The organism is Tistlia consotensis USBA 355 (assembly GCF_900177295.1).
Taxonomy (GTDB): Bacteria; Pseudomonadota; Alphaproteobacteria; order Kiloniellales; family DSM-21159; genus Tistlia; species Tistlia consotensis.
This window is the reverse complement of the sequence record NZ_FWZX01000032.1, coordinates 38,660-65,191: the sequence shown is the minus strand read 5'-3', so window position 1 is coordinate 65,191 and position 26,532 is coordinate 38,660. Positions and strand designations below refer to the sequence as shown.

The window sequence follows — 26,532 nt, the reverse complement described above, 5'->3', positions numbered from 1 at the left end:
CGGCGATGGCTGCGCGCCAGTCCCGGCCCCAGTCGATCGCCCTCCGGCTCGGCGTGGCGATGACGCTGATCTTCGCGACCGTGGTCGTCGCGACCGTCGTGGCGGCCAGCCGCTACGGCCGCGAGGCGGCGGACGAGGCCTTCGACCGGCCGCTCGAGGGGGCGGCCTTCCAGATCGCCGAGCGGGTCAGCGTGGTCGACGGCAAGGCCGACGTCGACCTGCCGGTCTCGGCCTTCGAGCTGCTGTCGCTGGCCCGCAACGACCGCGTCTTCTACCGTGTCATCGGCCCCGACGGCGCGACCATCACGGGCTACGACGGGCTGCAGCCGCCCACGACCTCCTTGGGCAAGCCGGAGCAGATCTACGATTCGACCTTCAAGGGCGTGCGCGTCCGGGCGGTGCGCCTGACCCGCCATCTCGCCGAGCGCTCGGTCTCGGGCGGCGTCGTCGTGCTGGTCGCCCAGACCACCGCCGAGCGCTCGGCCCTGGCGCGCAGCATCACGACGCGCGCCGTCGCCATCATCGCCTTCGCCGGCGTGGCGCTGATGGTGCTGGCCGTCGTCATCGTCCGCGTCGCGCTGAGGCCGCTGGCCCGCATCGAGCGCACGATCCTGTCGCGCGACGTCAACGACCTCTCGCCGATCGAGGTGCCGGCGCCCGAGGAGGTCGCCGTGCTGATCGCCGCGGTCAACCGCTTCATGGCGCGCCTCAGCCGCCGCATCGACGGGATGCAGGCCTTCGTCGCCGAGGCCGCGCACCAGCTCAGGACCCCGATCACGGCGCTGCGGGTCCAGTCGCAGCTGGCGCTCGACGAGACCGATCCGGCAACGCTGAAGCGCCTGAACCGCCGGATCCACGGCCGCAGCATCGGGCTCGCGCGGCTGACCGACCAGCTGCTCAGCCACGCCCTGGTCGCCCATCGCGCCGACACCGCGGCGCTGGAGCCGCTGGACCTGCGCAAGGTCGCGATCGAGGCCGAGCGCGAGGTGCGCGTCGTCTCCGACGGCTCCGACGCCGTCGCGCTCGAGCTGCCGGAAGAGGCGGTCTCCGCCAGGGGCGACCTGGTCAGCCTGCGCGAGGCGGTCAAGAACCTGATCAACAACGCGCTGCGCCACGGCGCGCCGCCGGTCGGCCTGCGCGTCGTGCCGCAGACGGCCGAGAGCGGCGCCGCGATCCTGGTGCGCGACGGCGGCGCCGGCTTCCCGGACGATCTCGCCGCGCGCATCGGCGAGCGCTTCCTGTCGAACGGCGTCGACGCCGAGAGCGCCGGGCTCGGCCTCTCGATCGTCGCGGCGGTCGTCGCCGCCCACCAGGCCCGCCTCGTCCACCGCCGCCTGCCGGACGGCGGCTTCGAGGTCGGCCTCGAAATGCCGAGGCAGGCGGGATGAGCCGGCTCGTCGCGGGCCTGCTTCTGCTGCTGCTCTCCGGCGCGGCCGCGGCGGCGCAGGACGCGCGCTTCGACGCCCGGACCCCGGGCGGCCCGTCGCTGGTCATCGAGAGCACGACCGACCTGTCGGTCTTCGAGCCGATCATCAAGGCCTTCCAGGACAGCCACCCGGCGACCGGCGTCGTCTATCGCGAGCTGACCACCAACGAGCTCGACCGGCACGTCGCGGCAGCCTGCGAAGCCGGCCGCTTCGCCGCCGACCTGGTCATCTCCTCCTCCGTCGACCAGCAGGTCAAGCTGGTCAACGACGGCTGCGCGCTGCCGGCGGGCGGCGACCTGGGGGCCGCCCTGCCCGACTGGGCGCGCTGGCGCGACGAGCTGTTCGGGCTGACCTACGAGCCTGCCGTGATCGTCTACAACCGCGCCTGGTTCGCCGCCCGCCCCGTGCCCAGGACGCGCTTCGACCTGATCGACCTGCTGCGCGACAGCGACGCCTTCCGCGGCAAGGTCGGCACCTACGACATCGAGACCTCCGGCGTCGGCTACCTCTTCGCCTTCGAGGACGCCATCCAGGCCAGCACCTGGGGGCGCCTGGTCGAGAGCCTGGGCCGCAACGACGCCCGGACCTTCTGCTGCACGGCGGACATCCTGGACCGCGTCGCCGACGGCCGGCTGCTGCTCGGCTACAACGTGCTCGGCTCCTACGCGCTGTCGCGCATGATCCGCGACCCGCGGATCGGCATCGTGCTGCCCCGCGACTACACGCTGGTCATGGCCCGCGCCGGCTTCGTCTCGCGCGACGCGCGGCAGCCGGAGGCCGCGCGCGCCTTCATCGCCAGCCTGCTGACCCCCCAGGGCATGCGGATCCTGAGCGGCGCGGCGCGGCTCTTCTCGCCGGTCGACGGCGAGCAGGCCCTCGCCCGCCTGACCGCCGAGCACGGCAAGGGGGACGGCGCCAACCCCCAGGCCTTCCGCCCGATCGCGCTCAGCCCCGCGCTGCTCGTCGGCCTCGACCGGGCCAAGCGGCGCCTGTTCCTGGAGCAGTGGCGAGCCGCCATGCCGAAGAGCGGCGGCTAGGCCTCGGCCGGCCGGCGCCGGCCGCCGCCGCTGCGGCAACCGGTCCGCCGACGGGCGCGCCGCGCCCGATGGCCTCCGGTCGCCGAAGCCGGTACCGTGGCGGCGGCGGGAATCGCCCGCGGCCGCGGCGCCGGCACGGCCCGACGGGCCGGGCCAGGCGACAGCCGGCCCGACGGAAGACAGGGAGGCTAGCTCATGACAGCACTTTCGCGCCGTGCCCTTCGGCACGGCCTGGCCGCGACGTCGGCGATCCTCTGCGCCGCGGCCCTGGCCGGAGCGGCGACGACCGCCGCGGCGGCGGGCGGCAAGACCTACCTGGGCGACAGCATCGAGATCGGTCACGGCACGGCGCAGGCCGTCGTCGAGACCGATGCCGCGGGCAGGCCGCAGTCGATCGGCATCAGCCTGAGCCCGGGCGCCATCGAGGGCCTGCCGGAGGGCCGGAACAAGGACTCGGCGGAGGGATCCTGGGAGTTCGACCTGCCGCTGCCGAAGACGCCGGTGGCGACGGGCTACGGCGCCATCCAGATCGACTGGAACCCGCTGGGGCACCCGCCGCCGGGCATCTACACCGTGCCCCACTTCGACTTCCACTTCTACCTGATGACGCCGGACCAGGTGGAGCGGGTCGCCTTCACCGGTCCCGCGGACCCGGCCGCCGCGGCACCCGATCCGGCCCTGGTGCCGCCGGGCTACAAGGTCATTCCCGAGACCGCGGTCAACCGGATGGGGGTGCACGGCGTCGACGTGACCGGACCGGAGTTCCACGGCAAGCCCTTCACCGCGACCTTCGTCTACGGCTACTACGAGGGCCGGCTGACCTTCGTCGAGCCGATGGTCACCACGGCCTACCTGCACAGCAAGCCCGCGCTCAGCCTGCCCGTGAAGACGCCGGAACGCTACAGCACCGCGGGCTACTATCCGACCCGCTACTCCGTGCGCTACGACGCGGCCAAGAAGCGCTATCTGGTCGAGCTGGACGACCTGAAGTCCTGGAAGCCGTGAGGCGGCAGGCGGCAGGCGGGGAGGTAGGGACGAGGACGACCGGCGAGGCCGCGCGGCGGCGACATCCGAGGCGAGGTGACGGCAGGCGCCGCAGGCCATAGGGACTCAACGAAAAGTAGATACCGCGCTACACTGGCCGTCATCCAGAGCGGGAGGACGCCATGAGCGGAACGAGGATCGTCGCGCGGCTCGGGCGGTTCGCCGGCGCCGGGGCGCTGGCCGGCCTGCTGCTCGCGGGCGGCCTGCCCGGCACGCCGAAGGCCGGGGCAGCCGAGCTGCCGAAATACGAGACCGCGGTCGCGGCCGAGCTCCGCTCCCTGGTCCCCGCGGCCGACTACGCGGCACGGCTCGAAAGCCTCACCGCCCTCGCCCATCCCTTCGATCCGGCCCTGGCGCTGCCGCCGGAGACCCTGGCCAGGGTCGCGGCCTCGCCCTGCGGCGCGTCGATCGCGAAGCTGATCGAGGCGACCTACCGCGACCCGCGCAGCTATGCGGCGCTGACCCTGGTCGCGGCCGGCCTGACCCCGCCGCCCAGGCACTACGGCGCCAGGAGCCCCTGGCTCGGGGCGAAGAGCGCCGATGCGCTGCTCGGCCGGATGGTCGGCTACTTCCTCGACTGGTGCACCTTCCTGCCGCGGATCTCGGGCAACCAGGACAACGGCCTCGCCTACATCGAGGGCGTCGCCTGGCTCTACTACCGGAACAAGGCCGGGCAGGACTACGTGCAGGGCCGCGACCCGGCCGACCCGGGCCGGCCGCTCGACACCGGCCTCGCCTTCACCCGCGACTTCTCGATCGAGCGCGGCCGCTTCATGGACGATCCGGCCTCGACGAAGTACGTCGCCGAGTGGATCGCCGACCCGCGCATCGAGATCGGCGACTACCCGCTGCAGAAGGCCAGCGACTACAAGAGCTGGAACGCCTTCTTCGCCCGCGAGATCACGATCGACGAGAAGACCCGGACGATCCCGAGCCGGCCGGCGACCATGCCGCTCAGCCGGTACCCGGAGCGCGACTACATCGTGGTGGCGCCGACCGACTGCATCATGAACCCGCTGGTCCAGGTGCTGGAGAAGGACGGCAAGGAGCGGCGGCGCTTCCTCGACAACCCGCTGCAGCGCGACCTGGTGCTCGACGTCAAGGGCATCCCGGTCAGTGTCGAGTCACTGCTCGGCAGCACGCCCGAGGCCCTCAAGAAGCCCTTCGAGGGCGGCAGCGGCGTCGCCTGCGTGCTGATGCCGAACACCTACCACCACTTCCATGCGCCGGTGAACGGCACGGTGCGCCACGCCGAGATCGTCAAACGCGGCACCTACGGCTATCTCGACTGGCCGAACTGGGTACCGCCGAGCGGCAACGTCGGCCAGCCGGGCACCGACTTCAGCCAGTTCCAGCAGTTCCAGCGCGGCGTGGTGATCATCGAGGTGCACTACAAGGGCGCCGAGGGCAGGGAGAAGACCGGCTTCGTCGCCTCGATTCCGGTCGGGCTCAACACCATCGGCTCGGTCGTGCTCGACCCCGACATCAAGCCGGGCAAGGAGGTCAAGCGCGGCTACACGCGGATCGGCAACTTCTACTACGGCGGCTCGCTGGACATCCTGCTGTTCTCGAAGGGCCTGGTCAGCGCCGCGATCCAGACGCGCCTCGGCAACCAGATCGCGATCTTCAACAACGGCACGACGCCGCCGGTGCGGCCGGGGGGCGCGTCGGACTGAAAGGCCGCTGCGGTTCGCCCTTCCCCGGGGGCGAGGATGAGCGCATCAAGATGCGGGAAAGCGCCGGGACAGGCGATCAGCATCCCCTCTCTGCCCCTCTGGGGCGGAGAGGGCCAGGGAGAGGTGGGGCAAGTCAGCGGCTCCAGGCACGAACCTCTCCGTAGCGGCTGGGGAGTCCCCCACCTCTCCCTGCCCTCTCCGCCCCCGGGGGGCGGAGAGGGAACTTCGGATTGCGCGTTCGCCTGACGCCTGAGAAGGCGGACCGGCCTTGGAGACTCACCCGCCGCCGCCGGGCAGCGGCACCGCCAGGACGATGCGCCGCGCGGCCTTGCGCTCGGGCTCGACGCCCAGGCGGCCGCCGACCTGGCGCAGGCGCTCGCCGAGGTGCGCCAGCAGGTCATGGCCGGCGCCCGCGCCGAGGTCGAGCGGGCCGTCGCGCGGCGCCAGCTCGATGCGGTAGAGCCCGGCCTCCCGGCCGATCCCGAGGTCGGCCCGGCGGCAGCCGGCCAGGGCGAAATGCAGCAGCAGGTCCTCGACCGCCTGGAACAGCAGCAGGCGCTGGCCGACGGCCGGCTGCCGGCCGCTGGCCGCCCCCTCGACCGCCACGGCAAGGCCCTGGCTGACCTTCAGGTGCTCGGCCAGGTGCCTGAGCGCCCCGGGCAGCGAGGCGGCGGCGCGCGCCGCCAAGTCGGCGTCGCCGATCTCGCGGTCGCCGACCCGGGCCGAGCGGTCGACCTCGAGGCGCCGGCCGAGGTCGCGCCACCAGAGCGGCACCAGCGCCAGGCCGACCAGGACGAAGCCCCAGCTCCAGTCCGGCGAGACCCCGGGCGCGCCGACCAGCAGGCGGCCGCAGCCGAGCAGCAGGAGGAACAGCGAGGCGGCGCAGGCGGCGACGCTGAGGCTGCGCCGCGCGAGCAGCCGCAGGGGCGCCTCCGGCCGGTCGCCGGCGTCGCGGGCCGTCGCCCGCCACCAGCCGAAGGGCTGGACCCGCTCGTAGAAGGCGAGCAGCACCTCGCGGTCGGTCCGCGGCGTGACGAAGGTGACGCCGACCGCGGCCGCCGTGGTCACGCCGGCCATGATCGCGAGGCGCAGCCACTCCCCCTCGGGGTCGGTGCCGAGCAGCAGCAGCAGCAGGGGCGCCGTGATCAGCGAGGCCGCCATGGCCGCCAGCTCGGACCAGAGGTTGATGCGCTCCCACAGCCAGCGCAGCACCAGCACCGAGCCCATGCCGGCGCCGAACAGCAGCGAGACGAACCAGGCGGTCTGGATCGAGCCGAGGTTGGCCATGACGACCAGCGCCAGGACCAGGATCACCGCGTTCGACAGGCGCGCGACCAGGACCAGCTCGCGCGGGCCGGGATCGCGGCGAAGCCAGCGCTGGCAGACCAGCCGGTCGTAGAGGTCGTTGGACCAGTAGGAGGCGCCCCAGTTGAGGTGCGTGTCGACCGTCGAGGCCAGGGCGGCGAGCAGGCCGGTCAGCATCAGGCCGCGCAGGCCCGGCGGCATCAGGTCGTCGACGCCGGTGACGAAGGTCAGCTCGCGCGCCGCGGCGAAGCCCTCGGCGCCGGCGTCCTGGGGCGTGAAGGGATAGAGCACCAGCAGGCCGACGGCGATGACCAGCCAGAGCAGGCTGCGCAGCAGGATCTGCATCCAGGCGAAGAGCACGCCGGCCTGGCGCGCGTCGCGCTCGCTGCGGCAGGCCATCGAGCGCTGGGCCAGGTAGCCGGTGCCGTCGGAGTTCATCTGGAACAGCCACTGCAGGCCGACGACGACCAGGAAGGGCAGCAGCAGGTCGCCGGCGCCCGACGGCAGGAAGGAGAGCATGCGGCCGGCGTCGGCGGCGCCGTAGAGCGCGACCAGCCGCCCGGTCAGGGCAGGAAGGCCGCCGACGTCGGCGACGACGATCCAGGCGTAGACCGCGGTCGCGACCATCGCGAGTGAGAACTGCACGACGTCGGTCTCGATGACCGCGCGCAGGCCGCCGGTCGTCGAGTAGCCGGCGGTGAAGACCATGATCGCCAGGATCGAGATCAGGTTGTTGGCGGTCGCGACCTCGGGCGGCAGGCCGAGCAGCGCGCCGCTGCCGAGGTCGAGGCCGAGGGCGGCGACCAGGCCGACGACCGGCTGGTAGAGCCCGACCGGCAGCCAGGCGTTCCAGGGCAGGAAGACCTCGGCGATGCGCACCGCCGCGACCATCACCATGGCCAGCACGACGCAGTTGACCACCGTGCCGTAGTAGACCGCCTTGAGCACGCGCAGCGCCAGCACGCCGCGGCCGCTGTAGCGCACCTCGGTCAGCTCGGCGTCGGTCAGCACGCCGCCGCGCCGCCAGCCGGCGGCGAAGACGAAGGCCATGAACAGGAAGGCGAAGGCGTAGACCCACAGGCGCCAGAGCGCCGAGATGCCGGCGGTCGCGACCAGGCCGGTGACCAGCAGCGGCGTGTCGGCGGCGAACTGCGTCGCGGCCATCGAGAAGCCGGCCTTCCAGCCCGGCACCGTGCCGCCGGCCAGGAAGTACTCCTGCAGGTTCCGCGACGAGGCCTTGCGCGCCACCAGCCCGGCGCCGAGCGCATAGGCGACGAAGGCCAGGACGATCAGAAGGTCGAGCATGGGACGGCGCTCCCGCTGTCGACGTGCCGGCACCGCCCGGCTTGCACCCCGGGCCGCCGCAGGTCAACCCGCGAGGTGTCCCGCGGGTTCGCGCCGGGGCCCGAGCGGGGCCCCTGCTCCCTTACCGTATCCCGGCCCGCATGAAGCTCTGCACGAACTGGCGCTGGAACAGCAGGAAGGCGAGCAGCAGCGGCGCCGTGCTGAGCAGGGTCGCGGCGGTGATCACCGACCAGTCGATGCCCTGGTCGGTCGAGGCGAAGACCGAGAGGCCGACGGTCACCGGCCGGGTGGTCACCGAGTTGGTGACGATCAGCGGCCAGAGGAAGTTGTTCCAGTGGTAGCTGACCGAGACCAGGCCGAAGGCGACGTAGGTCGGCCGGGCCAGCGGCACATAGACCTTCCAGAGCAGGCGCAGGTACGAGCAACCCTCGACCCGGGCCGCCTCGTCGAGCTCGCGCGGCACGGTCTTGAAGGTCTGGCGCAGGAGGAAGATCGCGAAGGCCGAGGCCATGTAGGGCAGCCCGATGCCGAGCACGGAGTCGATCAGGCCGAGCCAGCGCAGGGTGCGGTAGTTCTCGACGATCAGCACGTCGGGCATGACCATCAGCTGGACCAGCACCAGGGCGAAGAGCAGGTCGCGGCCGCGGAAGGAGAAGCGCGCGAAGGCGAAGGCGGCGAGCGTCGAGAGCACCAGCTGGACCGCCAGGATCGAGGTCACCAGCAGGAAAGAGTTGAGGAAGTAGCGCGCGAAGGGCGCCGCCGCCCAGGCGCGCACGAAGTTCTCCAGCGTCAGCGGCGCCAGGAGATCGAAGCGGGCCGAATAGGCGCTCGGATGGAAGGCGGTCCAGAGGGCGTAGACCAGGGGCAGCGCCCAGACGAGGCCGAGCAGCCAGGCGCCGGCGGTCTCCAGCAGCCGCCCGGCGGCGCCCTCGCCCTCCGCCGCGGGGACCAGGGCGCTCACCGGTAGTGCACCCGCTTGTCGAAGTAGAGGAACTGGCCGAGCGCCACGGCCGCCAGGATCGCCAGCAGCACCATGGTCAGGGTCGCGCCGTAGGCGGTGTCCCAGAACTTGAAGGCGACCTCGTAGATGTAGAACAGCAGCAGCTCGGTCGCATTGTCGGGGCCGCCGCGGGTCATGACCACGACGTGGTCGACGACCCGGAAGGCGTTGATCACGGCATTGACCAGCACGAAGAGCGTGGTCGGCATCAGCAGCGGGAAGGTGACGCGGCGGAAGAAGTACCAGCGCCCGGCGCCCTCGATCGCCGCGGCCTCGCCGAGCACCGGCGCGATCTGCTGCAGGGCGGCGAGATAGAAGATCATGAAGAAGCCGGCCTCCTTCCAGACCGTCACCACCATCAGGCAGGCGAGCGCGGTCGAGCGGCTGCCCAGCCAGTTGTGGGCGCCGGCGCCGAACAGGTGGCCGACCTGGTCGATCAGGCCGTAGTCGGGCGTGTAGAAGAACAGCCAGATGTTGGCGACCGCGATCATCGGCAGCACGGTCGGCGTGAAGTAGGCGAGGCGCAGCAGGCCGCGGCCGCGGATCCGGCCGTTGACCCAGAGCGCCATGACCAGGGCCAGCGCGATCGCCGCCGGGATCGTGCCGAGGGCGTAGACGGCGTTGTTCCACAGGCTCTGCCAGAACACCGGGTCCTGGATCATGGCCTGGTAGTTGTCGAGCCCGACGAAGTGCGCCGGCCGGCTGCCGCGCGGCGTCGAGTAGAGGCTGTGCAGGAAGGTCGCGACCGCCGGATAGTGGGTGAAGGCGGCGAGCAGCACCGCGGCCGGCAGCAGCAGCAGCCAGCCGGCGAGCCCGCCCTGCCCGGCCGCCGCCCGCCCGGCAGGACGCCGGGTGGACGGACGGTCGACGGACGGGGCGAGGCTCTCGGCCACGGTGCTCGAACCGCCTGGCCGCAGGCTACTGGTAGGCGCGCAGGATGCGCTTGGCCTCGGCCTGCGAATCCTTCATCGCCTCGGCCGGCGTCTTGGCGCCGGTCAGCGCCGCCTGCAGGCCGTCGTTGAGCGCCTTGGTGACCCGCTGGTTGTCGTGGGTCGACAGCTCGGCGAAGGCGTACTGCAGCTGGTCGCGGGCCACGGCGGCCGGCGGGAAGTCCTTGACGTAGGCCTTCATCTCCGGCGTCTCCCAGGCCGCCGGCGAGACCGCGACGTAGCCGGTCTCGATGCCCCACTGGGCGGCGCGCTCGGGCGAGGTCATCCACTCGATGAAGGTCAGCGCCGCGGCCTTCTGCTCGGGCGTCGACTTCTTGAAGATGTAGAAGTTGCCGCCGCCGGTCGGCGTGCCGCGCCGCGCGTGCTCCGGCAGCATGGCGACGCCGAAGGGGAAAGGCGCGTTCTTGCGGACGTTGGTCAGGTTGCCGGTCGTCGTCCACATGATCGCCGTCTTGCCCTCGAAGAAGTCCTTCGGGGTGGTGCCCCACTCGACGATGCCCGGCGCGTGGATCTGCCACTTGCGGCTGAGGTCGACCCAGTACTGCAGGGCTTCGACGACCTTGGGGTCGTCGAAATGGGTCTCGGTGCCGTCGCCGTTCATCAGGCGCACGTCGTTCTGGGTGGTCAGCGCCTGGAACAGCCAGTAGGGGAAGCCCGACGAGGGGATCTGCACGCCCCAGCGGGTGACGTTGCCGCTGGCGTCCTTCTTGGTCAGCTTCTTGCCGAAGGCGACCAGCTCGTCCCAGGTCTGCGGCGGCGTCTCGGGGTCCAGGCCGGCCTCCTTGAAGGCCTCCTTGTTCCAGTACATGACGACGGTCGAGCGCTGGAAGGGGATGCCCCAGGTCTTGCCGCCGGTCTGGCTGTTCTCCATGAAGGCCGGATAGAAGCCCTTCAGCCACGCCTTGTCGGCCTCGGTCTTGACCAGCGACTCGTAGGGGACGATCGCGTCCTCGTCGATCAGGGTGAACATGTCGACCGACAGGATCACCGACAGCTGGGGCACGTCGCCGCCCTTGATGGCGGTCAGCACCTTGGTGATGGTGTCCTGGTAGGAGCCGGCGTAGATCGGCTTGACCTTGATGTCGGGGTGGCCCTTCTCGAAATCGGCGACCATGCCGTCGACGATCTTGGTGATCGGGCCGCCGACCGCGACCGGATAGTAGAATTCCAGGCTGGTCTCGGCCCTGGCGGCGCCGGCGCCGAGCGCCAGGCCGCCGGCGACCAGCGCCGTGCCCAGCAGTCTTGTCAAACGATCCCTCATGCTCGCCTTCCTCTTGCTTGGTTTGGTGTTCGTGCAGCGGGTCCCCGCCCGGTCAGGCGAGCCGTCGCCGGACTGCGCCGAGGCGGATCCCGGCCGCCTCGTCGAGCCGCCGGCCCGTCGACAGGTCGAAGAGATGTGCGGCCGCGCCCGGCCAGGTGACGCGCAGGGGCTCGCCCGGCTGCGGCCGGATCCGGCCGGCCAGACGCACCGAGAGCCGGGCCTCGCCGGCGCGCAGGGCGACGATCGAGTCGGCGCCCAGGTACTCGGCCGCCAGGACCTCGGTCGCCAGTCCCTCCTCGGCGGCCCCGGCCAGCGTCACCGTCTCGGGCCGGAGGCCGAGCGCCAGGCCCTCGCCGCCGCCGGCGAAGAGCGGCGGGCCGGCGGTGCCGCGCACCACGGCGCCGCCCGGCCCGTCGGCGAGCGGCAGCAGGTTCATCGGCGGCGTGCCGATGAAGCGCGCGGCGAACAGGCTGGCCGGGCGGTCGTAGAGCTCGGCGGGCGCCGCGTCCTGCTCGATGCGGCCCTGGTTCATCAGGATCACCCGGTCGGCCATGCTCATCGCCTCGGCCTGGTCGTGAGTGACGTAGAGCAGGGTCATGCCGAGCGACTGCTGCAGGGCGCGGATCTCGTGGCGCATCTCCTGGCGCAGCTGGGCGTCGAGGTTGCTGAGCGGCTCGTCCATCAGGCAGAGCGGCTGCTCGGCGACGATCGCGCGGCCGAGCGCGACGCGCTGCTGCTGGCCGCCCGAGAGCTGGCCCGGCTTGCGCTCGAGCAGCCCGCCGAGGCCGAGCAGCTCGGCGGCGCGGGCGAGGCGCCGCGCCCGCTCGGTCCTGGCGACGCGGCGCGCGGTCAGGCCGAACAGGATGTTCTCGGCGACGCTCAGGTGCGGGAACAGCGCGTAGGACTGGAAGACCATGGCGAGGCGCCGCTGCGAGGGCGGCAGGGCCGTGACGTCCCGGCCGTCGATCAGCACCCGGCCCGTGTCGACCTGCTCCAGGCCGGCGATCAGGCGCAGGGTCGTCGACTTGCCGCAGCCGGAAGGGCCGAGCAGCACGACCAGCGAGCCCGGCTCGGCCTCGAAGGTCACCCGGTCCACCGCCCGGGCCTCGCCCCACTGCTTGCTGACCTCCTCGAGACGAATCGCCTGCACCCCGACCGGCCCCCACCGGAAAAAGCGAGGCCGCCGCCCGGGCGGCTATCGGCCCGGGCTGCGCGCTCGCTGGTCGGTTCGGGATAGCAGCAATGCGTGACGGACGGATGACGGCGGGAGCTGAGCCGGCGGGCCGCCCGTCCGGCTCAGCTCCCGCCGGCGGTGCCGCCCTCCGCCACCGGCAGCGCCCGCCGCGTCGCGCGGTCGAGCAGCAGGGCGGTCAGCGCCAGGCCGACGCCGACCGCGTCGGTCGCCAGGCCCGGCTCGATCAGCGCGATGGCCGCCGCGACGAACAGCAGGCGCGGCGGCCAGCGCAGCGGCGCGAAGAGGTAGCCCTGCAGGCCGACGGCGAGCAGCGCCACGCCGGAGAAGGCGGTGATCGCGGTCAGCAGGATCGTCGTCCAGTCGCCGATCAGCAGCAGCGAGGGGCCGAAGACGAACATGAAGGGAATGATGTAGCCGGTCAGCGCCAGCTTCACCGCGGTCACGCTGGTCTCGACGATGCTGCCCCGGGCGATGCCGCAGGCGGCGTAGACCGCGATCGCGACGGGCGGCGTGATCGCCGAGAGGATCGCGAAGTAGAGCGCGAAGAGGTGCGCCGACTCGACCGGCACGCCGAGCTTGACCAGGGCCGGCACCAGGAGGGCGACCTGGACGATGTAGGCCGGCGTCGTCGGCATGCCCATGCCGAGGACGATGCCGGCGACCATGGTCAGCAGCAGGGCCAGGATCAGCGAGTCCTGGGCCAGCGCCCGCACGACGCCGGTGAAGGTCAGGCCGAGGCCGGTCTGGGCGATGACGCCGATGACGATGCCGGCGCTGGCGCAGGCCATGGCGACGATGACGGCGTTGATCGCGCCCGAGGCCAGGGCGTCGATCAGCTTGGCCCAGGTCACCTCGTGGCGGGTGGTCTTGCGCAGCAGCGCCAGGGGCGGCACCGAGAGGATGCCGCAGAGCGCGGCGAAGGGCGCCGAGTAGCCCCAGAGCAGCGCGCCGACGATCACCACGATCGGCCCGAACAGGTGGCCGCGCTCGCGCAGCACCTCCCCGAGCCGCGGCAGGTCGGCCTTCGGGATCCCGACCATGCCCTGGCGCCGCGCCTCCAGGTGCACGGCCATGAAGACGGCGAAGTAGTAGAGCAGCGCCGGCAGGATCGCGAAGCCGGCGACGGTCAGGTAGCTGACGCCCAGGAACTCGGCCATGACGAAGGCCGAGGCGCCCATGATCGGCGGCATGATCTGGCCGCCGGTCGAGGCGACGGCCTCGACCGCGCCGGCGAAGCTCGGCTTGTAGCCGATCTTCTTCATCAGCGGGATCGTGAAGGTGCCGGTGGTCATGACGTTGGCGACCGCCGAGCCGGAGATCGAGCCGAAGATGCCCGAGGAGACGACCGCCACCTTGGCCGGCCCGCCGGCGGTGTGGCCGGTCAGCGCCAGGGCGAAGTCCATGAACAGCTTGCCGACGCCCATGCGCTCGCAGAGCGCGCCGAACAGCACGAAGAGCACGACGTAGGTCGCCGAGACCTGGGTCGGGATGCCGAAGATGGCATCGGTGGTCATGTACTGGTACTCGAGCAGCCGGACCAGGTCGACCTGGGTGAAGAACACCTGGTAGGCCAGGAAGATCAGGGCGGTGACCGGCAGGATCAGGCCGATCATCCGGCGCGTGCCCTCCAGCACCACGGCCATCATCAGCACCGCGAAGGCCATGTCGGTGACGCTGACCGGGCCGACGTAGGCCATGCGCGTGTTGAAGTAGTGCGACATGACGATCGGATAGGCCGTGGCCGCCAGCGCCGCGCCGGCGAACAGCCAGTCCAGCGGGCCCGGCCCGTTCGGCCGGCGACGCAGCACCCCCGGCATCGACAGGAAGGCCAGCACCAGGGCGAAGCCCAGGTGCGTCGAGCGCAGGGTGAAGGCGTTCGGCGGCCCGAAGAAGCCGACGTAGAGGTGGAACAGGCTCATCGCCACCGCGATGGTCATGACCAGCCGCTTCGACCAGACGACGTAGCCGGACTCCGGCTGGGTGTCTTCGACCATATCTACTCTCGATCTTGCCGAGCCGTCCCTCACCCTCCCCCGAACTAGGGGATTCACACACCTCCCCATTGTTCGTCTTCCCGGGCGCGAGGCGAGCCCGAAAGCCGTCAGGCCTTCGGTGTGCGAGCCTTGCGACCCGGGACCCAGGGCCGTTCCGCCGCGGCTTTTGGCCCTGGGTCCCGGATCGCTCGCTTTGCCGGCGAAATCAAAGATTTCGGGCAAAGCGGCGTCCGGGATGACGGACTGCCGTGAATGCCGTAGCTCTCCCGAGGGAGGCGCAGAGCGCGGCTGGCGAGGGGCAGCTCGAAGGGAACCACGATCTGGACCCGAATGCAGGCGCACCCGCCTACATCACGCCCTCTTCCTTGTAGAACTGCCTGGCGCCCTCGTGCATCGGCACGCCGTTGTCCATCGCCATGGACTTCAGCGTGATGCCCTTCATGGCGCCGGCGATCGACTTCATCTCGCCGATGTTGGCCCAGATCGTCTTCATGATGTCGTGGACCAGCTTCGCATCGAGATTGCAGCGGGCGATCACGTGCGTCGCGTAGCCGACCGCCGTCACGTCCTTGTCCTGGCCGGGATAGGAGCCGGCCGGGATGGTCAGCTCGGCGAAGCCGGGATTCTTCGCCCGCATCTTCTCGATGAAGGCCGAGTCCAGCGAGACCAGCGAGATGTCCCGCGAGTTCGCGAGGTCCATGATCGCCGAGGCCGGCACCGTCGTGCCGAGGGTGAAGACGTCGGCATTGCCGTCCTGCATCAGCGAGACGCCGTCGGAGTAGGAGACGTAGTCGACGGCCTTCATGTCGTCGTACTTGAGGCCGGCGACGTCGAGCACCATGCGCGTCACCTGCTCGGCGGTGTTGCCGACCGGCTGGGTGACCAGGCGCCGGCCCTTGAAGTCGGCGACCTTGCCCGGCCCGCCCTTCAGGGCGACGATCTGGAAGTACTGCGGATAGAGCGTCGCCAGGTTGCAGACGTTGTCGGCCTTGCCGGTGAAGGGCTTGCGGCCGTTCATCGCGTCGACCGTCGAGATCGAGTTCGCGAAGCCCATGTCGGCCTGGCCGCTCTGCACGCCCTGGACGTTGGCGATGCCGCCGCCCGGCAGGACCAGGATGTTCGCGCCGACCGCATCGGCGACCATGTTCTGGATGGCGCCGCCGAGGGGGTACCAGGAGCCGCCCTGCGGGCCGGTCATCAGCTTGAGCTGCTGGGCCTGGGCGCCGCCGACCCCCAGGCCGGCGCCGGCCAGGCCGAGCCCGGCGGCCAGGGTGATCGCGAGCCGTGTCGTCTTCTTCATGGTCGTCCTCCCGTTGTCACGCTTCGTTGCACGGCCCCGGTCAACCGCTCCCGGACCGCTCTTCGCATCGCCCGTCCCGCCGGCCGTCGCCGTCCAGCAGGAAGGCCGCGCCCGCCTCGGACGCGATGACCCGCAGCCGCTCGACCAGGGCCGCCGGCAGCGGGATGCCCTCAGCCCGCCGCACCGCCTCGCAGCGGTACTCCGGGTCGCCGGCGACCTGCACCGGCCGGTCCGCCTCGAGCGGCAAGCTGGCGCGCAGGGCGTCGACGAAGTCGTCGAGGTCTCCCTCGAAGCCGCCGGCCGGCCGGAAGAAGGCCGGGTCGAGGGCGAGGAAGAAATGGCCGACGTCGCAGGGCTTGCGATCGGCCGGCCGGAGCGGCGCGAAGGCGGCGCCGGCCAGCACGGTCGAGAGAATCTCGACCAGCGCCGCCAGGCCGTAGCCCTTGTGCCCGCCGTGCTCCTCGTCGCCGCCGAGCGGCGAGAGGCGCGGCGTCGCCAGCAGGCGCTCGGGATCGCGCTCCCAGCCGCCCTCCTCGTCGAAGCCCCAGCCGTCCGGCAGCGGCAGCCCGGCGAACAGCCTGGTGCGGGCCTTGCCGATCGCCGCCGTCGAGGTCGCCATGTCGAGCAGGAAGGCGGGGTTGCGCCCGGCCGGCGCGGCGAAGGCGATGGGATTGGTGCCGAGCATCGGCTGGCGCCCGCCGGTCGGCACGATCGCCGGCCGCCATACCGCGGTGGTGCAGAACCCGACCAGCCCGCGCTCGGCGATGCGCCGGGCGTAGAGGCCGGCCGCGCCGAAATGGTTGGAGTTGCGCACCGCGACGGCCCCGACGCCGAAGGCCGAGGCCTTGTCCGCGGCCAGCCCGGCCGCCCGCAGGGAAACCAGGTGGCCGAGCCCGCCGCCACCGTCGAGCACCGCCATGGCGCCGCGCTCGACCGCCGTGGCGATCGTCGCCCCGGCGACCGCACGGCCGCTCGACAGCAGGTCACGATAGAGCGTCAGCAGGCCGACGCCGTGGCTCTCGATGCCGGCGAGGTCGGCCTCGACCAGCAGCCGCGCCGTCGCCTCGGCCTGCTCGGCCGGCAGGCCCCAGGCCGCCAGCACGAGCCGGGCCTGGCGCTCCAGCAGCTCGGCGGCAACGACCCGTGCGGTCATCGGCCGGCCGCGCCGTCAGGCCGCGCCGGCGAGGCCGGCGTCGAGTGCCGCCGGCGGCGGCACCGCGCGCAGGGAACGGGCCAGGTCGGCCGGCTGAGCGTCGGTCGTCTTCACCTCGGCGTCTCCTCCTTCCGGCCTCTGCCGCCCATTCTGAAGGGGCGGTCCGGCGGGCCGGTTGCACTGTACGAGCGACTATGACCGGGCCGGCGGCAACTTGTAAAGTCGACTTACAACTTGATTGCCTCCGAACGAACCGGGCTCTAGGCTGGCGCCATGGCGCAGGCGAAGACCGCTGAGCTCGCGGAGCTGCCGCCGCCGCAGCCGCCGGACGAGGCGGCCGCGGCCGGCCTGCTGCCGCTGCGCCAGGCCCGCCTCGCCGACCAGGTCTACGAGCTGCTGCTGCTGCAGATCGCGCGCGGCGCCTACGGCGTCGGCACCCGCCTGCCGTCGGAGCCGCAGCTCTGCGCCGAGTTCGGCGTGTCGAGGCCGGTCGTGCGCGAGGCCCTGGCGCGTCTGCGCGCCGACAAGATCGTGCGCAGCCGGCGCGGCTCCGGCAGCTTCGTCGAGCGCGAGCCGAGCCGCGTCGTCGCCAGCCTGGCACCTTCCGGCGGCATCGCCCAGATGGTCCGCGCCTACGAGTTCCGCGCCGGGGTCGAGGCCGAGGCCGCAGCGATCGCCGCCGGGCGGCGCGAGAAGCGCGACCTCGCGGCCATGGAGCAGGCGATCGCCGAGCTCGCCGCGGCGCTGCAGCGCAACGAGGTCGGCGACGAGCCGGACCTGGCCTTCCACCGCGCCGTCGCGCTGGCGACCCGCAATCCCCTGTTCATCCAGTCGATCCAGATGCTCGACGGCTCGATCCGCAGCGGCATCGTCGTCGCGCGGCGCCTCAAGCAGCTTGCCAACAGCGACCGGGTCGGCCAGGTACTGACCGAGCACGAGCGGGTGCTGGCGGCGATCCGCGGCCAGGACGCGGAGGCGGCGCGTCTCGCCATGCACCGCCACATCGACAGCTCGCGCGACCGCATGCTCGGCTTCGCCGCCGGCTAGCCTTCCCGCCCTTCCCTTCCCACCGACCGAGAGACCGCCATGCCGCCGGAAATCGCCGTCATCAGCAGCACCATCGTCACCGCCCCGGACCTGCTCGACCGGCTGAAGAGCCACTTCACCGTGCACCTGATGCACGAGCCGGGCTCCTACGACGCCGAGGCCGCTAAACGCTGCCGGGCGATCACGACCTCGGGCGGCACCAGGGTCGACGCCGGGACCTTCGACGCCTTCCCCGAGGCCGGCCTCGTCGCCTCCTTCGGCGTCGGCTACGACTCGATCGACGTCGCCGAGGCGAAGCGGCGCGGCATCCGGGTCACCAACACCCCCGGCGTGCTGACCGACGAGGTCGCCGATCTCGCGATCGGGCTGGCGATCGCCGTCTGCCGCGACCTGGTCACGGGCGACGCCTACGTGCGCAGCGGCGCCTGGGAGCGCCAGGGCGCCCTGCCGCTGAAGCGCAAGGTCTCGGGCATGAGGGCGGGCATCCTCGGCCTCGGCGGCATCGGCCTGGCGATCGCCCGGCGCGCCGCGGCCTTCGACATGGATCTCGCCTGGAGCGGGCCGCGCCCGAAGCCGGACCAGCCCCTGCCCTACCTGCCCTCCGCGGTCGAGCTGGCGGCCCGCTCCGACCTGCTGTTCGTCTGCTGCCCCGGCGGCGCCGAGACGCGCCACCTGGTGAACGCCGAGGTGCTGAAGGCGCTCGGCCCCGAGGGCTACCTGATCAACGTCGCGCGCGGCTCGGTGGTCGACGAGCGGGCGCTGGTCGCGGCGCTGGAGGCCGGCTCGATCGCCGGCGCCGGCCTCGACGTCTTCGAGGAGGAGCCGAAGGTGCCCGAGGCCCTAAAGAACAGCCCGAAGGTGGTGCTGCAGCCCCACGTCGGCAGCGCCACCGTGGCGACCCGCCGGGCCATGGGCGACCTGGTGTTCCGCAACCTGGAGGCCTGGTTCGCCGGCCGGGAGCTGGTCACGCCGGTGGCGTGACGCCATGGACGGCGGGGCGGATCCGATCCCGGCGATCGTCGCCGAGGTGGCCGAGATCACCGATCTCGTCCGGCGCTTCCGCCTGGTGCGGCAGGACGGCGGGCCCCTGCCCGCCTTCGAGGCCGGCGCCCACGTGACCGCCGCCTTCGGCGACGGGACACGGTCCTGGCGCAACGCCTACTCGCTGATGGGCCCGCTGTCGGACCGCTCGCACTACCTGATCAGCGTGCGCCGCGACGACGAAGGCAACGGCGGCTCGCTGTTCCTGCACGGCGCGGTCGGGGCGGGCTTCGAGCTGGAGATCTCGCCACCGGTCCAGGGCTTCGCGCTCGACCTCTCGGCCGGGCGGCACCTGCTGCTGGCCGGGGGCATCGGCATCGCGCCGCTGATGGCCCAGGCCGAAGCCCTGGCCGCGCGCGGCGCCGACTTCGAGCTGCACTACAAGGCGCGCACCAGCGACCGCGCCGCCTACCGCATGGAACTGCACGCGCGCCACGGCGCGCGCATGCACAGCTACTGCGGCGACCTTGGCCAGGAGCTCGACATCCCGGCGCTGCTGGCCGCCCAGCCGCCGGGCACCCACCTCTACCTCTGCGGCCCCGAGGGCATGATCGAGCGCGTCGGCGAGGATGCCGCCGCGCTGGCCTGGCCGCCGGAGCGGATCCACGTCGAGCGCTTCCTGGTCGAGACGGCCGGCGAGCCTTTCGCCGTCGTGCTCGCCGCCTCGGGCCGCACGGTCGCGGTCGGCGCGGACCAGAGCCTGCTGCAGGCGCTGGAAGCGGCCGGGATCGCGATGCCCTTCGTCTGCCGCGGCGGCGCCTGCGGGCGCTGCGAGACCGGGGTGCTGGCCTGCGAGGGCGAGATCCTGCACCGCGACTGCTGGCTGGACGCGGCCGGGCGCGCCGCCGGCCGCCGCATCATGCCCTGCGTCTCACGCTTTCGCGGCCGGCGCCTGCTGCTCGACCTCTGATCCGGTCGGCTACCTGCCGCGCAGGCGCCGCTCCACCGTCGCGAGCGCCTTCTGGTAGACGTTCTGCTCGGTCTGGGGCATCAGCACCAGGTCGTCCTGGGGGCTCGCGTCCCAATCGCCGGTCCAGACGGCGAAGGTGGCGCCGCCGGCGGTCACCGGCCAGAGTCGGGCGCCCGAGACGTAGTTGATCCAGGGCATCTCGCAGTTGGTGATGCGATAGGAGAAGGAGCGGCTGCGGTCGCAGAGGTGCAGCAGCTCCTCGTTGAGATGGCCCTCGCCGAAATGGAAGTCGCGCACGCCCGACACCTTGTCAGAGCGCACCCCGCCCAGCATGTGCATCCGGGTGATGTCCTCGTGCCAGGCGGCCATCCCGGCGAAGTCGCGCATGACGCCCCAGACCTGCTCGACCGGGGCGCGCAGGACGCGGGAGGTCCAGACCTTGTTCGGCGCGAAGCCCTTCCAGCGCTCCGCACCCGCGGGCTTCGCCGGCTTCGTCTCGGCGATCAGCTTCGCCAGGCTCGCCAGGTTGGCGGCGAAGACCTCGCGCGAGATGATGCGCTCGTACCGGCCCTCGTCGCCGGCCGCCTCGTCGAAGCTCGCCTCCCACTCGGCGAAGGTGCCGTCTCCGTGGGTCACCGGGAAGAGCCGCAGCGAGGCCACGTAGTTCCTGACCGGGAAGGCCGGCTTCTCGAAGTTGTAGGTGAAGCTGCGGCGGGCGTCGTCGAGCGACAGCAGCCGCTCGCGCACCTGGCGGCCGTCCTTCAGATGGAGCGAGCGCACGCAGCCGACGACGTCGGCGTCGAGGCCCTCCTCGATCTCGGAGCGCACGACCGCGGGCGCCCATCCGGGAAGGCCGTTGAAGTCGCGCACCAGGCTCCAGGCGGTCTCGACCGGGGCCTTGAGCACGATCGAGGCGTAGGCGCGGGCCATGGCCGTGTTCCTCTACGGCGCCTAGTTCTTGCCGGGCACCAGCTGTCGCACCATGGCCTCGACCAGGCGCGGCAGGTCGTAGGGGAAGCGGGCCGTGATCAGGTTGCCGTCGATCACGCAGGGCTCGTCGAGCACCGTCGCTCCGGCGTTCTCGAGGTCGATCTGGATGTTCCAGACCGCCGTGGCGCGCTTGCCCGCCAGGATCTTCGCGCTGACCATGACCCACTGGCCGTGGCAGATCGCCGTGGTCGGCTTGCCCGCCTCGTACATCCTGCGCACCAGGGCGCGCGCGTGCTCGTCCATGCGCAGCGCGTCGGGGTTCCAGCAGCCGCCCGGCAGCAGGATGGCGTCGTAGTCCTCCGCCCTGGCCTCGTCGGTGTAGCGGTCGATCTTCAGCCAGCCGGCGTTCTCCATCAGGCGGATGGCCAGGACGTGGGTCGCGCACTGCGGCGGGAAGCGCAGCCCCAGCGTCGGGTGGAACTCGCCGATCCGCGGCGAGACGATGTGGACCGTGGCGCCGTGCTCCGTGAGCCAGCGGTGCGCGCCGAGGATCTCGACCTCCTCGACGCCGTTGGTGCAGCAGATCGCGATCCGCTTGCCTGCGAGCAGCTCGGGGTCCGAGGGCGGGTCGAACAGGAAGCTGCGGAGCTCCCGGTTGAGCTCGCCGTCGGCGGTGACGAGGAGCTCGGTCGAGATCGACGGCACCAGCGACGGGGACATCAGCTGCTGCATGCGGTCGAAGGCGGCGGCCTGGGTCGGATCGCTCATCTTTCTGGCTCCCGGAAGCGGTTGATCGAAGGGGCGCTGCTCACTCGCCGTTTCCTTCTTCCGGCGCCCTGCGGCTCTGCAGCGTGAGCAGGCCGGCCAGGACGGCGGCGACGGCGGCGACGGTCCAGGTGAAGCCGTGCAGGTACCAGGGCGTCGCGCGCAGCTGCACCCGACCCATCAGGGTGTCGGGGTCGGGCGGCTTGAGGAAGAAGACGCCGTAGAGATGGGCCGCGTAGATGGCCACGAGCAGCACGATGCAGAAGATCAGCGCGATGATCATGGCCGTCTTCACGACCGACCGCACCCGCACCCCCGGCCGTGCCAGCGGCAGCAGATTGTTGACCAGCCCGGCGACGATGACGAGGACGGAGCCCACGGCGAAGAGCGTGATGCTGAACGGCTGGAAGATCATCACCAGCGCCAGCACGCCGAGCCCGATGATCGCGAACTCCAGCCTGCGGGCCGCCGCGGCGGTCATGCCGCCCGTCTGATCGTCGCCGTTCATGCGCGGATCGCCTTTCCGTCGTCTGCGAAGACGTGCGTCTGCACCGGGTCGGGAACGAGATGCAGCGCCTCGCCGGGCGACACCTTGAGCTCCCGCGGGATCACGACCCGGATGTCGCTGCCGGTCCTGGAGCGGGCATGGATCAGCGTCTCCGCGCCCATCGGCTCGATCAGCTCGGCGACGGTCTCGATCGCGCCGCTGGTGTGCTCGGGCACGGCCGAGAAGGCGCGCGGGCGGATGCCGACGGTGACCCTGCCGGGCCGCAGCCGCGCCACCGCCGGATTGACCATCAGCTCGACCTCCCGCTCGTCGAGGACGACCGTCGCCTTGCCGTCGCCGTAGCCGGTCAGCTCGGCCTCGAGCAGGTTCATCTGCGGCGTGCCGATGAAGCTCGCGACGAAGAGGTTCGCGGGCCTGGCGAAGACCTCGTGCGGGCTGCCGACCTGCTCGATCAGCCCGTCCCGCATGATGGCGATGCGGTCGGCCATGGTCAGGGCCTCGAGCTGGTCGTGGGTGACGATGACCGTCGCCTTCGACAGGCCCGACAGCACCGCCTTGATCTGGCCGCGCATCGACTCGCGGAGCTCCACGTCGAGGCGCGACAGCGGCTCGTCGAACAGGAAGCAGTTCGGGTCCCGGACGATGGCGCGGGCGACCGCGACCCGCTGCTTCTCGCCCTCCGAGATCTGGTCCGGCAGGCGGTCGAGGATCGCCCCGAGGTGCAGGATGTCGGCGACCCGCGCGACGCGGGCCGCCTTCTCCGCCCGGGCGAGGCGCTCGTTGTGCAGCGGCATGGCGATGTTCTCGGCAACGGTCAGCGCCGGATAGAGGGCGTAGAACTGGAAAACCATCGCGATGTCGCGCTTCTCCGGCGGCAGGTCGTTGACGCGCTGGCCGGCGATGACGACGTCGCCGGAGGTGACCCGCTCGAGGCCGGCGATCATGCGCAGCGTCGTCGTCTTGCCGCAGCCCGAGGGCCCCAGCAGGCAGACGACCTCGCCGGCATCGACCGACAGGTCGGCATCGCGCACCGCGACGAACTCGCCGAACTTCTTGGTGACCTTGCGGATCTCGACGGTCGCCATGGCTACCTCTTGACCGTGCCGAAGGTGACGCCGCGCAGCAGGTGGTTCTGCAGGAAGAAGGTCACCAGGAAGACCGGGATCAGGAACAGCGTCTCGATCGCCGCCAGCAGCGTCCAGTCCGTGCCCCGGCCGCCGGAGGAGACGGCCTGGTTCATGGCGACCGGCACGGTGCGCGTGTCCGTGCTGGTCAGCAGCAGGGCGAAGAGGAACTCGTTCCAGGTCAGGATCAGGCCGAACACGAAGGTGGCGGCCAGGCCCGCGACGACCTGCGGCAGGCAGATCTTCAGGAACACCTTGGTCTCCGAAGAGCCGTCGATGCGCGCCGCGTCCTCGACGTCGCTCGACAGCTCGTCGAAGAAGCTCTTCATCATCCAGATGGTGAAGGCGAGGTTGAACGCCGTGTAGAGCAGGATGATGCCGAGGTAGGAGCCGGACAGCCCGGCGGCGCGGAACATCAGGATGACCGGGATGATCACGACGATCGCCGGCAGCATGCGCGTCGTCAGGATGATGAAGAGATAGGTGTCGTTGCCCTTCAGCGGATAGCGGGAGAAGCCGTAGGCGGCCAGCGTCCCGAGCACCAGCGCGAGCAGGACCGAGACCGTCGCGATCACGATCGAGTTGAAGAAATAGAGGTCGAAGCCCGTCGGCTCCGGCGCGCTGCCCGTCGTCATGACCCGCGAGAAGACCGAGCTGAAGTTCTCGAGCGTCGGCGGGAAGACGAACTGGTCGGGGATCAGCCCGAACAGCGAGGTCGGCGAGATCGTCGGCGGCACCGAGAGCGCCAGCTCCTGCGGCTTGATCGCGGTGAAGATGATGAACAGGACCGGCAGGAAGTAGACCAGGCTGACCAGCGCCGCGGCCGCGGTGCGGCCCCAGCCGGCCTCGGCGACGCCGCGGCGCCCGCGGCGGCCGGCCAGCGCCCGGAATGAGACCCCGGCCGTCATGTCTCGACCCTCCGGTTCCGGCGGTTGGCGAGGTAGAGATAGAGGTTGGTCAGGACGATCACCATGAACAGCATGACGTAGGAGATCGCGGCCCCCTCGCTGGTCTTGTTCTGCTCGTTGGCGATGCGGATCAGCTGGTAGGAGATCGTCATGGTGTCGTTGCCGCCCTTGGTCAGCAGGATCACCAGGTCGGCCAGCTTGAAGGCCTCGATCGTGCGGAACAGCAGCGCCAGCATCAGCAGCCCGCGGATGTAGGGAAAGGTGATGCACCAGAAGCGCCGCCAGGCGGAGACCCGGTCGATGGCGGCGGCCTCGTAGAGGTACTTCGGCACCGAAACCAGGCCGGCCAGGACCAGCAGCATGACGAAGGGCGACCACATCCAGGCGTCGGCGAAGACGATGCCGGCCACGGCCCCGGCCTTGCTCGACATCAGGATGAACTGGCCGCCCGCGATGCTGTTGACGACGTAGCTCAGGATGCCGAAGGTCGGGTCGTAGTAGTAGGTGAAGAAGACGCCAGCGGCGACGACCGACAGCATCATCGGCGTGAGCACCAGGATCAGCAGGTATCTGCGCAGCGGGAATTCCTTGGCGAACATCATCGCCAGCAGGAAGCCGACGATCATCTGCGCCGAGACCGTGAGCACGACGAACATGCCCGTGTTGACCAGGGCGTTCCAGTTGTCCGGCGCCGCGATCTCGTTGGTCAGGACCTTCGTGTAGTTGTAGAGGCCGACGAAGCGGATGGACTGCAGGTTCGACTGGTAGGCGAAGAAGGACAGCCCCAGCGACCAGAGCAGCGGAAAGATGTTCATGACGAAGAGCACCGCGATCGCCGGCGCCACGAGCAGCCCGCCGTAGTAGCGGCGGCGCCAGGCGTTCACGACGAAGGCGGCGGCGACCAGCGCCACCATGGCGCCGACCACCCAGAACGAGGTGCCGGGCGGCAGGGCCGCGACGGCGGGTGCGGAGACCAGGAGCCCGACGGCGATCGCCAGCCGCCAGTTGTCGGGCGACACGACCAGGAGGGCAGGCGAGGTTCGGGCGATTTGCGTGACTGACATGACCTGGAGAGAGCCCCGATTTCCGTGAAGGCCGGTCGGCTTGCCACCGTCGCGGCCGCCGGGTCCGCGGACCGGGGAGGAGCGCTCTCCCCGGCCCGCAGCCTGGACGGCCGCCGCACCGCCGGTGGCGGCGGCCGGACGTCACGTCATTGGATCAAGCCCGCTTCGGTCAGCAGGTTCTGCTGGAACTTGGCAATGTTGTCCAAGGTCGTCTTGGCATCCTGCTCGCCGGTGATCGCGAGGTCGAACTGGTCCTGCTGCTCGGTCAGCAGCTCGAAGAACTGCGGCACGTGCCAGACGTCCTTCTGCCAGTCCAGGGACGCGGCCCAGGCCCGGTTCCACGGACGGTAGGTCACGTACTTCGGGTCCTCGTAGACCGACTTGATCGCCGACTGGCCGCCGGCCGCGGCGAACTGGCGCTGGATGTCGTCCGACAGCCACCACTTCACGAACTCGACGGCTTCCTTGGTCTGCAGCGGGGTCGTCCAGGTCGTCAGCACGAAGGGCTGGCCGCCGATGTTCGACCAGCGCACCAGCTTCCCGTCGACCAGGGTGCCCGGCATCATGCCGACCACCAGCTTGTCCGCGACCTTGGAGATCTTCGGGTCGATCGTGCCTTCGCCGAGGCCGATCCAGTCGACGTTCATGGCCACCTTGCCCTCGCGGAACAGCTCGTCCGTCTTGAAGATGTCCATGGTGCCGGTCTTGGCGACCGGCGGCATGTACTCGATCATGCCGAGATACTGCTCGAGCGCCTTGACGGCGACCGGCGAGTTCACCACGCCTTCCGCCTGGCCGGTCGGCGCCTGGGTCTCGTCCCAGATGTTGCCGCCCATCTGCCAGATCATGCCGTTGATCTGCATCGAGGCGAAGTCGTAGCCCTTCCCGGCCTGGTAGGCGATGCCGTAGAAGTCGTCGTCCAGCGGCTTGCCGGCCAGCATCTCGCCCTTCTTGCGGCGGAAGAACTCGCCGACGTTCCTGAAGTCGTCCCAGGTCATGGCATCGAGCTCTTCCCCGGTGCAGGGCAGCTTCTTGCCGTACTTGGCCATGAAGCTCTTCTGCTCGGTCGCGTCGCAGAGCACGTCCTTGCGGGCGAAGTTCACCAGCACGTCCGGAAACTGCGGGAAGCCGTAATAGTTCTTGGACTTGTAGGGATAGGTCGAGTAGGCGGCCAGCACGGCCGGATGCACCGACAGGACCGTCTTCTTGAACTCCGGGTCGGCGTCCAGCAGGTCGTTGATCTTGCGGTAGTAGCCGCCCTCGACGAAGGCGCCGAGCCACTGCGAGTCGGAGACGATGAAGTTGTACTTCTTCTCGCCCGAGGTCAGCGAGGCGTTGACCCGGGTGTAGAAGTCGGGCCAGGGGATGAAGTCGACGTCCAGCACGACGTGGTTGCCGGACTTCGGCTTGTACTGCTCGTCGAAAAACTTCTTCATGATGCGGGTCGGCGGCCAGTCGGGCACCGCCATCGTCAGCGTCACCTCCTCGGCCGGGGCCCAGGTGGCTCCGAGCGTGACCAGCGAGGCGGCGACACCGGCCGCCAAGAGCGCATGCTTGATCGTGCTAGACGCAGTCATCGTAAGCTCTC

Annotated in this window: 22 protein-coding genes; 7 read left to right on the top strand and 15 right to left on the bottom strand. The window is 71.1% G+C overall.

The features are described from left to right. Window positions 1–5: 5 nt before the first annotated feature. The 4 genes from B9O00_RS26685 to B9O00_RS26670 all read left to right on the top strand — a co-directional run bounded on the left by B9O00_RS26685 (window position 6) and on the right by B9O00_RS26670 (window position 5,184). Complete coding sequence (locus B9O00_RS26685; protein ID WP_085125775.1) at window positions 6–1,388, top strand: sensor histidine kinase; 1,383 nt, start codon at window positions 6–8, stop codon at window positions 1,386–1,388. Further along, window positions 1,385–2,464 (top strand): ABC transporter substrate-binding protein, encoded by a 1,080-nt coding sequence (locus tag B9O00_RS26680; RefSeq protein WP_085125774.1) that lies wholly within the window; start codon window positions 1,385–1,387, stop codon window positions 2,462–2,464. Before B9O00_RS26685 ends, B9O00_RS26680 begins: the two co-directional genes overlap by 4 nt. Before the next feature lie 195 nt (window positions 2,465–2,659). After that, window positions 2,660–3,469: a DUF5602 domain-containing protein gene (locus B9O00_RS26675; RefSeq protein ID WP_085125773.1), complete on the top strand. Its 810-nt coding sequence runs from the start codon at window positions 2,660–2,662 to the stop codon at window positions 3,467–3,469. A gap of 161 nt (window positions 3,470–3,630) precedes the next feature. Next, the gene (locus tag B9O00_RS26670; protein WP_085125772.1) at window positions 3,631–5,184 is read left to right on the top strand and encodes a phosphatidylserine decarboxylase; all 1,554 of its coding nucleotides are present in this window, start codon (window positions 3,631–3,633) and stop codon (window positions 5,182–5,184) included. A 276-nt stretch (window positions 5,185–5,460) separates the two neighbouring features. Here the strand turns inward: B9O00_RS26670 and B9O00_RS26665 are convergent, their stop codons facing one another. The 8 genes from B9O00_RS26665 to B9O00_RS26630 form a co-directional block, all read right to left on the bottom strand. Beyond that, window positions 5,461–7,794: a sodium:solute symporter family protein gene (locus tag B9O00_RS26665; protein ID WP_085125771.1), complete on the bottom strand. Its 2,334-nt coding sequence runs from the start codon at window positions 7,792–7,794 to the stop codon at window positions 5,461–5,463. Between the two features lie 121 nt (window positions 7,795–7,915). Then, window positions 7,916–8,755 carry a carbohydrate ABC transporter permease gene (locus B9O00_RS26660; protein ID WP_200808675.1) on the bottom strand — a complete coding sequence of 280 codons (840 nt, stop codon included), beginning with the start codon at window positions 8,753–8,755 and terminating at the stop codon, window positions 7,916–7,918. Next, a complete protein-coding gene (locus B9O00_RS26655; RefSeq protein WP_085125770.1) occupies window positions 8,752–9,687 on the bottom strand; it encodes a carbohydrate ABC transporter permease in 936 nt (311 codons plus the stop codon). Before B9O00_RS26655 ends, B9O00_RS26660 begins: the two co-directional genes overlap by 4 nt. Before the next feature lie 25 nt (window positions 9,688–9,712). Continuing rightward, window positions 9,713–11,005: an ABC transporter substrate-binding protein gene (locus tag B9O00_RS26650; protein WP_085125769.1), complete on the bottom strand. Its 1,293-nt coding sequence runs from the start codon at window positions 11,003–11,005 to the stop codon at window positions 9,713–9,715. 52 nt (window positions 11,006–11,057) lie between these two features. After that, a complete protein-coding gene (locus tag B9O00_RS26645) occupies window positions 11,058–12,155 on the bottom strand; it encodes an ABC transporter ATP-binding protein (protein WP_085125768.1) in 1,098 nt (365 codons plus the stop codon). A gap of 146 nt (window positions 12,156–12,301) precedes the next feature. Further along, window positions 12,302–14,194 carry a TRAP transporter permease gene (locus B9O00_RS26640; protein WP_085125767.1) on the bottom strand — a complete coding sequence of 631 codons (1,893 nt, stop codon included), beginning with the start codon at window positions 14,192–14,194 and terminating at the stop codon, window positions 12,302–12,304. 346 nt (window positions 14,195–14,540) lie between these two features. Continuing rightward, window positions 14,541–15,494, bottom strand: coding sequence for a TAXI family TRAP transporter solute-binding subunit (locus B9O00_RS26635; protein ID WP_085125766.1), 954 nt, complete (start codon window positions 15,492–15,494; stop codon window positions 14,541–14,543). 40 nt (window positions 15,495–15,534) lie between these two features. Then, window positions 15,535–16,647: an Ldh family oxidoreductase gene (locus B9O00_RS26630; RefSeq protein ID WP_085125765.1), complete on the bottom strand. Its 1,113-nt coding sequence runs from the start codon at window positions 16,645–16,647 to the stop codon at window positions 15,535–15,537. A gap of 273 nt (window positions 16,648–16,920) precedes the next feature. Here B9O00_RS26630 and B9O00_RS26625 point away from each other — a divergent pair, with 273 nt between their 5' ends. The 3 genes from B9O00_RS26625 to B9O00_RS26615 are packed head-to-tail and all read left to right on the top strand — an operon-like array spanning window position 16,921 to window position 19,645. Then, on the top strand, window positions 16,921–17,694 hold the full coding sequence (locus tag B9O00_RS26625) for a FadR/GntR family transcriptional regulator (protein WP_085125764.1): 774 nt from the start codon (window positions 16,921–16,923) through the stop codon (window positions 17,692–17,694). Between the two features lie 39 nt (window positions 17,695–17,733). After that, the gene (locus tag B9O00_RS26620) at window positions 17,734–18,675 is read left to right on the top strand and encodes a 2-hydroxyacid dehydrogenase (protein WP_085125763.1); all 942 of its coding nucleotides are present in this window, start codon (window positions 17,734–17,736) and stop codon (window positions 18,673–18,675) included. Between the two features lie 4 nt (window positions 18,676–18,679). After that, window positions 18,680–19,645, top strand: coding sequence for a PDR/VanB family oxidoreductase (locus B9O00_RS26615; RefSeq protein ID WP_085125762.1), 966 nt, complete (start codon window positions 18,680–18,682; stop codon window positions 19,643–19,645). 9 nt (window positions 19,646–19,654) lie between these two features. Here the strand turns inward: B9O00_RS26615 and B9O00_RS26610 are convergent, their stop codons facing one another. The 7 genes from B9O00_RS26610 to B9O00_RS26580 form a co-directional block, all read right to left on the bottom strand. After that, on the bottom strand, window positions 19,655–20,575 hold the full coding sequence (locus B9O00_RS26610; protein ID WP_085125761.1) for an SRPBCC family protein: 921 nt from the start codon (window positions 20,573–20,575) through the stop codon (window positions 19,655–19,657). A gap of 21 nt (window positions 20,576–20,596) precedes the next feature. Then, window positions 20,597–21,343: a DJ-1/PfpI family protein gene (locus tag B9O00_RS26605; RefSeq protein ID WP_085125760.1), complete on the bottom strand. Its 747-nt coding sequence runs from the start codon at window positions 21,341–21,343 to the stop codon at window positions 20,597–20,599. A gap of 40 nt (window positions 21,344–21,383) precedes the next feature. Further along, complete coding sequence (locus B9O00_RS26600; protein WP_085125759.1) at window positions 21,384–21,848, bottom strand: hypothetical protein; 465 nt, start codon at window positions 21,846–21,848, stop codon at window positions 21,384–21,386. Beyond that, the gene (locus B9O00_RS26595) at window positions 21,845–22,933 is read right to left on the bottom strand and encodes an ABC transporter ATP-binding protein (RefSeq protein WP_085125758.1); all 1,089 of its coding nucleotides are present in this window, start codon (window positions 22,931–22,933) and stop codon (window positions 21,845–21,847) included. The genes B9O00_RS26600 and B9O00_RS26595 overlap by 4 nt, the downstream gene beginning before the upstream one ends. 2 nt (window positions 22,934–22,935) lie before the next feature. Beyond that, window positions 22,936–23,880, bottom strand: coding sequence for a carbohydrate ABC transporter permease (locus B9O00_RS26590; RefSeq protein WP_085125757.1), 945 nt, complete (start codon window positions 23,878–23,880; stop codon window positions 22,936–22,938). Beyond that, entirely contained in the window at window positions 23,877–24,944 is a 1,068-nt protein-coding gene (locus tag B9O00_RS26585; protein WP_085125756.1) for a carbohydrate ABC transporter permease, read from the bottom strand. Before B9O00_RS26585 ends, B9O00_RS26590 begins: the two co-directional genes overlap by 4 nt. 146 nt (window positions 24,945–25,090) lie before the next feature. Continuing rightward, window positions 25,091–26,521 carry an ABC transporter substrate-binding protein gene (locus B9O00_RS26580; RefSeq protein WP_085125755.1) on the bottom strand — a complete coding sequence of 477 codons (1,431 nt, stop codon included), beginning with the start codon at window positions 26,519–26,521 and terminating at the stop codon, window positions 25,091–25,093. Window positions 26,522–26,532: the final 11 nt, after the last annotated feature.